The 954-nt window shown below is 62.9% G+C and carries 1 protein-coding gene; it reads left to right on the top strand.

The annotated features are described in order from the left end of the window. Positions 1 to 954, top strand: a 954-nt coding sequence (rfbB, locus tag QSJ19_RS26565) for a dTDP-glucose 4,6-dehydratase (protein WP_286324055.1), incomplete at both ends; no start/stop codon positions are given.

The following is a 954-nucleotide window of genomic DNA, read 5'->3' as shown; positions in this document are numbered from 1 at the left end:
GGTGGTGCCGGGTTCATCGGCGCGAACTTCGTGTTGCGGACGTTGGAGCAGCGGCCGGAGGTCGAGGTGACGGTGCTGGACAAGTTGACGTATGCGGCCAATCCGGCGACGTTGGCGCCGGTGGCCGAACGGATCGATCTGGTCACCGGTGACATCGCCGACACCGATCTGGTCGACGAGTTGGTCGCCGCCACTGATCTGGTGGTGCATTTCGCTGCGGAGTCCCACAACGACAACTCGCTGGCCGATCCGTCGTCGTTCGTGCAGACCAATCTGGTGGGCACCTTTGCCCTGTTGGAGGCGGTACGCCGCCATGGTGTGCGTCTGCATCACATCAGTACCGACGAGGTGTACGGCGATCTCGACCTCGATGACCCGGCACGGTTCACCGAGCACACCGCCTACAACCCGTCGAGCCCGTATTCCTCGACCAAGGCCGGCAGCGATCTGCTGGTGCGGGCGTGGGTGCGGTCGTTCGGGGTGGCGGCGACGATCTCGAACTGTTCCAACAACTATGGGCCGTATCAGCACATCGAGAAGTTCATCCCGCGCCAGATCACCAATGTGCTCTCGGGGGTGCGGCCCAAACTCTATGGAGACGGCCGCAATGTGCGGGACTGGATTCATGTCGATGACCACAACGATGCGGTGTGGACGATCATCGACAAGGGTCAGATCGGGCAGACCTATCTGATCGGTGCCGACGGCGAGGAGAGCAACCGCAGCGTGGTCGAGACCATCTTGGAGGTGTTGGGGCAGCCGGCCGATGCGTTCGATTTCGTCACCGACCGCCCCGGCCATGATCGTCGGTATGCGATCGACTCGACCCGGCTGCGCACCGAGTTGGGTTGGCGCCCACAGTATGTGGATTTCCGGTCCGGGTTGTCGGCGACCATCGACTGGTATCGGGCCAACACCGACTGGTGGCAACCGCACAAGCAGACCGTCGAACAG

This window comes from Gordonia sp. ABSL11-1, assembly GCF_030315685.1.
GTDB lineage: Bacteria > Actinomycetota > Actinomycetes > Mycobacteriales > Mycobacteriaceae > Gordonia.
The sequence above is the reverse complement of the archived record's forward strand: the minus strand, read 5'-3'. Positions and strand labels throughout refer to the sequence as shown.